This window comes from uncultured Thiodictyon sp. (assembly GCF_903828115.1).
Classification (GTDB): domain Bacteria; phylum Pseudomonadota; class Gammaproteobacteria; order Chromatiales; family Chromatiaceae; genus Thiodictyon.
In genome coordinates this window covers 1-6,683 of the sequence record NZ_CAIKKU010000084.1, presented here as the reverse complement: position 1 = coordinate 6,683, position 6,683 = coordinate 1, and the positions used below count along the sequence as shown (strand labels likewise).

Annotated in this window: 4 protein-coding genes; 1 reads left to right on the top strand and 3 read right to left on the bottom strand. The window is 65.8% G+C overall.

What is annotated here, in order from left to right; translation table 11 throughout:
• Window positions 1-137: 137 nt before the first annotated feature.
• Window positions 138-3,593, bottom strand: coding sequence for an acyl-[ACP]--phospholipid O-acyltransferase (locus tag QZY48_RS03040; RefSeq protein ID WP_295427537.1), 3,456 nt, complete (start codon window positions 3,591-3,593; stop codon window positions 138-140).
• Window positions 3,594-4,300: 707 nt separating this feature from the next.
• Between QZY48_RS03040 and QZY48_RS03035 the strand changes: the two genes are divergently transcribed.
• Window positions 4,301-4,765: a hemerythrin domain-containing protein gene (locus QZY48_RS03035; RefSeq protein WP_295427534.1), complete on the top strand. Its 465-nt coding sequence runs from the start codon at window positions 4,301-4,303 to the stop codon at window positions 4,763-4,765.
• Window positions 4,766-5,043: 278 nt separating this feature from the next.
• Here QZY48_RS03035 and QZY48_RS03030 read toward each other — a convergent pair whose 3' ends face one another.
• Window positions 5,044-5,454, bottom strand: coding sequence for a nucleotidyltransferase domain-containing protein (locus QZY48_RS03030; protein WP_295427531.1), 411 nt, complete (start codon window positions 5,452-5,454; stop codon window positions 5,044-5,046).
• A 20-nt stretch (window positions 5,455-5,474) separates the two neighbouring features.
• Window positions 5,475-6,665, bottom strand: a complete 1,191-nt coding sequence (prpF, locus tag QZY48_RS03025; protein ID WP_295427529.1) for a 2-methylaconitate cis-trans isomerase PrpF — start codon at window positions 6,663-6,665, stop codon at window positions 5,475-5,477.
• Between the last annotated feature and the right edge of the window lie 18 nt (window positions 6,666-6,683).

The window sequence follows — 6,683 nt, the reverse complement described above, 5'->3', positions numbered from 1 at the left end:
GTCGTTGTCGTTGTCGTTGTCGAGATTATCGTAGCGCCCCGGACTCTCTCGCACTCCAAAGTGCATCGCTTCTCCGATTACGATTACGACAACGACAACGACAACGACAAGGATTGTGTTTCACTCATTACTGAGGGTCAGGCCGCCGACGCCAGGCGCCGCGCCCCGCCGAAATCGGTCTTGCCGCTGCCGAGCTTGGGGATGGCATCCACGCGGCGCACCTCAGACGGGATACTCAAGGGGTTCACCCCCGCCGCGAGCAGGGCGCGGCGCAACGCGTCCAGATCCAGATCCGCCGCCGCCAGCAGCAGGATGCGCTCGCCCTTCTTCTCGTCGGGCAGGTTGACGGCCGCCAGGTCCAGGTCCGACTGACCCAGGACACGGCGCACCTGCTCCTCCACCGCCCCCAGGCTGATCATCTCACCACCGACCTTGGCGAAGCGCGAGTAGCGGTCGACGATGGTGAGGAAGCCGTCCTCATCCAAATGCCCCTTGTCGCCGGTCTTGTACCAGCGCCGGCCGTCCAGTTCGGTGACCGCGGCGGCGGTCTTGTCCGGGGCCTTGAGGTACCCCTTCATGACCTGCACGCCGCCGATCAGGATCAACCCATCGGTACCGGGGGCCAGGGTCGCGAGCGTCAGCGGGTCCACCACCCGAAAGCTGGTACCCGGCAGCGGCATACCGACGGTGCCGGGGCGCGAGCCGAGCTGGACCTTCCAGTTGTCGAGATCCAGGGTGTCCGGCACATTCACACTCGCCACCGGGGTGGTCTCGGTCGCCCCGTAGCCCTCGAAAATAGGCCGCTGGAACTTGAGCACGAAGGCCTCGCGCACGTCCTGCGCCAGCCGCTCGGCCCCGGCCACCACCACCCGCAGCGACTCGAGCATCAGCGGATGGACCTTGCGGTTCCTGGTATAGAGTCCCAGGAAGGTCGAGGTGCTGCACAGCACCGTAGCGCGGTAGCGGGCGATGGCCTTGGCGGTGCCGAAGGCGTCCGTGGGGTCCGGGTGACACACGATCGGGATGCCCTCCACCAGCGGCAGGAAGGTGGTCACGGTGAGTCCGAAGGCGTGGAAGGGCGGCAGGTTGGCCATCATCACGTCGGCGGCCTCGGTGTTGAGCATGTCCGAGATCTGCCGCAGGTTGGCCATGATGTTGCGATGGGTCAGCTCCACGCCCTTGGGCGCCCCCTCGCTGCCGCTGGAAAAGAGGATGGCGGCGGTGTCCTGCGCGCGGCTGCGGCTCGCAAACAGCGTGAGCAGGGCCCGCGCCGGGAGCGCCGCGGCCAGGAGCAGCGCCCACAGCGACGCGAGCCTGCCGATGCCGGCGCGCAGGTCCTCCATGGGGTGCAGGGTGACCTCCCCGAAGGCCGCGCCCAGATCGATACCGCGCGCCGCGAGCCGTTTCAGGAACAGGTCCGCGGTGAGCACATGGCGGATGCCGGCGGCGGCAATGGCGGCGCGCAGCGCCTCGGGGCTGGCGGTGTAGTTGAGGTTCACCACTTGCTTGCCGGCCATGAGCCCGGCCAGGTTGGCGATGGCGCAGGCGCCGCTGGCCGGCAGCAGGATGCCGAGCGCCGGTTCCGGGGCCAGCCGCCGGACCCGCCCGGTGAACAGCAGGACGGCGGCGATGAGCCGCCGGTTGGTGAGTGTGGTCCCGCTCGACTCGATCACCGACACCCGGCCGGGCGCGCGTTTGGCGTTGTGCAGCCAGGCCACCGGCAGGGTCGGCAGGCGCAGCACATAGTCCTCCCAGGACGTCACCGACAGTTCGAAGACGGACTGTTTGACCTGTTCCGCGCCCGCCGCCAACTGCAGGGGGGCACCGAAGGCGACCACCACGTCGCGTACCTGCCCCTCCTCGCGATTCTCCCGCAGCTTGGCGCTGGCATAGGAGAAACGGCTGCCCCAGAGCCCGCGCAGGTAAAAGGGCACGATGACGGCCGCGGTCCCCGGCGCGACCTGACGCGCCGACAGCTCATAGCCGCGCTTGAACTCGGAGAGCTGGCCGTTCTTGCTGATGGTCCCCTCCGGGAAGATGCACACCAGCTCCCCCTGTTCGATCAGTTCGGCGACGCTGGCGATGGCGTGGCGGCTGCTGCCGCGCGAGATCGGCACCACCCCGAAGAAGTCCAGGAACCACCTCAGGTACCAGCGCTCATAGATCTCGCGCTCCATGACGAAGCGCACCGGGCGCGGGCAGGCCATCTGCACCATGGCCCAGTCCACCCAACTGATGTGATTGCCGAGCAACAGCACCCCACCCTGGGCCGGCAGCCGGTCGAGCCCGATGACCCGCAGCCGGAAGCGGGTGGCCATGAGACGCAGGATGACGAAGCGCACCAGCGACTGCGGGAGCTGATAGACCGTATAGAGCGCCCCCGCCAGGGCCACCAGGGCCAGCGCGATCATCAGGGCGAACCCGCTCACCTGGGCGTAGGCGGCGCCCACGACCAGCCCCAGGAAGGCCAGCATCCAGAGGTTCTGAACGAAATTGCTGGCGGCCAGCACCCGGCCCAGGCCCTGCTCCCCGGCGTTGAACTGGATCAGGGCATTGAGCGGCACCAGGAAGAGACCGCCCAGGACACCGATCAAGAGAAAATTGATCCCGTGGGCCAGAGTCGAATGCAACTCCGGGAGCAGGAACAGGGCCACGCTGATCCCGATGGCCCCCACCGGGATCAGGGCGGTCTCGATGTGGTCGCGCGAGACCCGCCCGGCGACGATGGAGCCGATGATGATGCCGATCCCGGAGCAGGCCAGCAGGCCCTGGACCACCACCACGTTGGTCTCCCCCAGCGTTTCCTTGGCAAAGGCCGGGAAGACCGCCAGGATGACCTGGGAGATGGACCAGAAGACCCCGAGCCCGATGATCGAGAGCCAGATCACCCGATTGTCCCAGGCGGCCTTGAGATTGTCGTGCAGGTAGCGCCCGCGGGCGTACCGGCCCCAGTCGAAGGGCAGCGGCGCCCCGGGTTCCGTCAGGGGCAACCGGTAGGACAGTCCCGCCTCGATCAGGGAGCCCAGCACCAGCAGCCAGCCGAGCGGGGCGACCAGGTGCATGACATCATTGGGGGTGCTGTAGGCCAGCCCTGCCAGGTGGCCCTCGAACAGCACCGAAAACACGAAGATCCCGCCCAGGATCGCGGTCGTGGTGGTCGCCTGGACCCAGCCGTTGGCCGCCGCCAATGACTCCTTGCCGACCAACTCCTTGATATAGCCGTACTTGGCCGGCGAGTAGATGGCGGATTGGAGCGCCAGCACGAAGGTCAGCCAAAAGGCCGGCCAGAAGAGCCCCAGGTAATAGCAGGCCGTGATCCCGAGCGTGATCGCTACCGCCGCCCAGGCGGAAACCCGCATCACCCGCGGCTTGGGAAAGCGGTCCGCCAGATAGCCCGCGGGCGAGAAGAGCAGGACGAAGGGCAGCAGGATCAGGGCATTGACGATGGCGGTGAAGAGGATCTGGGCCTCACCGTCGTAGGTCTTGAAGAGCGTGTTCTGGATGACGATCTTGTGGCCCAAGTCCACGAATGCATTGAGGAACATCATCCCGATAAAGGACAGGAAACCGCTGATGCGAAACAGACGCGCCATGGACTTTGCCGCTCCTCTCGTGCGCGGTGCGCCCCGGACCAGGCCGGGCCGACGGGACCGCAGATGACTGTTTGATCGTCACCCCGACGGGTGATCGGCCGCGTCCCCCGACCGCAGATCCGGCAGGTGACGGAAGGTCCCGGTGTGGCGTCCGCCAAGCCGCCTGAGGGCGCGGGCGTCCCCCGGAACGCTGTCCCGGGTCGACGGCGTCCGTCCATCCCGAAACCTGCCCATGCTAACGCGAATTGGCCCCGCTCAGACACCCCGGACGCGACTGTTTGCAACCCCCGGTCTCGCACACTGGCGGCCGGCGAACGCGCGGCACCGTAGGGTGGACAAGCGCAGCGCAGTCCACCGACAGCAGCGCGGACTACAGTTCGGCACCGGCTGGGGGGCATTCCGGGCAACCAAAAAAGAGTATTTGGCCGCAAATGAACGCAAATAAGCGCAAATAAGTCTGCTGGTTAGCATCGTCGCGGGCATGATCCGGTCGGTGAACATGCAGCAAAGGCCAAGTCTCTGATTATTCGCGTCGACTTGCGTTCATTTGCGGCTAAACTGCATTTTCTGGGGTCACAGTGGGAACGAATGCAAGCCAGATTGGGTGGTCGGGCCTCTGGTCGGCTAAGCTATATCAGCCGGGCGGACCCTGGGACCACCCGCCGGAGCGCGCAGCCCTGCCCACCCTAAACCCTCAGGTACACCCGATGGCCGCTTTCCTCACCTGGCTCACCAAGTGGCAGACCGGTGTCACCTGGGTCGACGCCGACCACCGGGAGATCACGGGGATGCTCAACCGGATTGTGGATGTGAATCGACGCGCGCTCACCCAGGACCCGGCCACCGCCGGACGCGAGGTGCTCGCGGTCCTGGACGCCCTGATCGAATGCACCCGTCGGCATATCGGCGCCGAAGAGGCCTTCTTACGGGAGGTCCGCCTGCCCGGCTACGACGCGCACCGCTGCGAGCACGCACTGCAACTCGCCGAGTTCACGGACCTGCGCCGCGCCCTGGAGCAGGACGGCGCCCCCGGCCTGAATCCGGAGACACTGCAGGCGTTCAAACGCTGGTTCTTCAACCATGTGATCGTCGAGGACCGGGATTACGCGGAGTACCGCGACGATGAGACAGTCGCCGTAGCGACTGCCCCCTCACCCGAACGGGCAGACTAAAGAGACGGGCCCGGCCCGCGCCATTGACGAAGCCGATGCGCTGAACCTAGAAAGAGCAGTTCTCACACAGAGACACAAAGATCACAAAGATTGTCAATGCAACCGGCTTATGGAACCGGCCCCGGTCACGCAGCGGCCGTGCGAGGGCATGGTTTCGACAGTGGGGATGACACCCGGCAATTGTCACGCCCTTTCAGGGCTAAGATCCTTCACAACAGACCACCCAGGGCGTTGCCCTGGGCTGGTATGTCGCGCCCCTTCGGGGCTAAGTAACGAGCTCAAGAACGACCGGTACACCCGTAGGTCGGGTTAGCGTAACCCGACTTTGGCGTACAACCTGTAGCGCTTGTTCTTGAACCGTTCCTATAGAGCCATCTCCCTTCCCTCAAGGCGCGGGCCACCAGGTGATTCGGGCTACCCGCGAAGCGGCTAACCTCGTCTTTGCTGTAGAGCACCAGGTCCTTTGCAACCCCGAAGCCCGCCAACTTACGATACAGCCAGCCGGCTACCAAACGCCGGCTGCGCTGCATAGAAAAATCCCCCTTATCGATGACCAAAAGATCCACGTCCGAGTCAGGCCCGGCCTCACCTCGCGCGCGGGAGCCGAACAGGATAACCGCATCCGGGTCGACTTCCCGGACGATCACCTCGACCATGCGCCCCAGCAGGTTATCCTCATCGACGGTCATCGATCAGTCCTCGTCGTTGCCTAGAACGCATCCCCAGGCACGCGCACCCATCCCTCCATCAACACGCGGGCACTGCGGCTCATGATGGCCTTGGTCACGACCCATTCGCCGTTGACCTGGTTGGCCTCAGCGCCGACCCGCAAGGTCCCCGAGGGATGGCCGAAGCGCACCGCGGTGCGCGCACCCCCGCCGGCGGCGAGGTTCACCAGCGTGCCCGGTATCGCCGCCGCGGTGCCGATGGCCACCGCGGCCGTGCCCATCATGGCGTGATGCAGCTTACCCATGGAGAGGGCGCGCACGAGCACGTCGATGTCGGCGACCGCGACCTGTTTACCGCTCGATGAAACGTAGGCCGCCGGCTTGGCGACAAAGGCGACCTTGGGGGTGTGCTGGCGTTTGGCAGCCTCATCGATGTGCTTGATGAGCCCCATGCGTACCGCACCGTAGGCGCGAATGGTCTCGAACATGGCCAGGGCCTTGGCATCGCCGTTGATGGCGTCCTGCAACTCGGTGCCCGTATAACCGATAGCATCCGCATTCACGAAGATGGTCGGGATGCCCGCATTGATCATGGTGACCGTGAGCGTACCGACCCCGGGGACCTCGAGCCTGTCCACCAGGTTGCCGGTGGGGAACATCGCACCCCCCGCGCCCTCTTCCTCGGCCGCCGGGTCCATGAATTCGAGCTGAACCTCCGCGGCAGGAAAGGTCACGCCGTCGAGCTCGAAGTCACCCGTTTCCTGCACCGCGCCATCGGTGATGGGGACATGCGCGATGATGGTCTTGCCGATGTTCGCTTGCCAGATGCGCACGACCGCCACGCCGTTGTGCGGGATGCGCGCGGCATCCACCAGCCCGGCGCTAATGGCGAAAGAGCCGACCGCGGCGGAGAGATTGCCGCAGTTGCCGCTCCAGTCGACAAAGGCCTTGTCGATGGACACCTGGCCGAACAGGTAATCGCAGTCGTGATCGAGCCTGCCGCTCTTGGACAGGATGACCGTCTTGCTGGTGCTGGAGGTCGCCCCGCCCATGCCGTCGATCTGTTTACCGTAGGGGTCGGGGCTGCCGATGACCCGCAGCAATAGCGCATCGCGCACCGCGCCCGGCACCTGCGCGCTTGCGGGTAGGTCCTGCAGGCGGAAGAACACGCCTTTACTGGTGCCGCCGCGCATGTAGGTGGCGGGGATCTTGATCTGGGGTATGTGAGACATAGGAGTGTTCTCCGGGCG

Coding starts and splice junctions, on each gene's coding strand:
- QZY48_RS03040 (WP_295427537.1), bottom strand. CDS start 3,593: ATGGCGCGTCTGTTTCGCATCAGCGGTTTCCTGTCCTTTATCGGGATG.
- QZY48_RS03035 (WP_295427534.1), top strand. CDS start 4,301: ATGGCCGCTTTCCTCACCTGGCTCACCAAGTGGCAGACCGGTGTCACC.
- QZY48_RS03030 (WP_295427531.1), bottom strand. CDS start 5,454: ATGACCGTCGATGAGGATAACCTGCTGGGGCGCATGGTCGAGGTGATC.
- prpF (WP_295427529.1), bottom strand. CDS start 6,665: ATGTCTCACATACCCCAGATCAAGATCCCCGCCACCTACATGCGCGGC.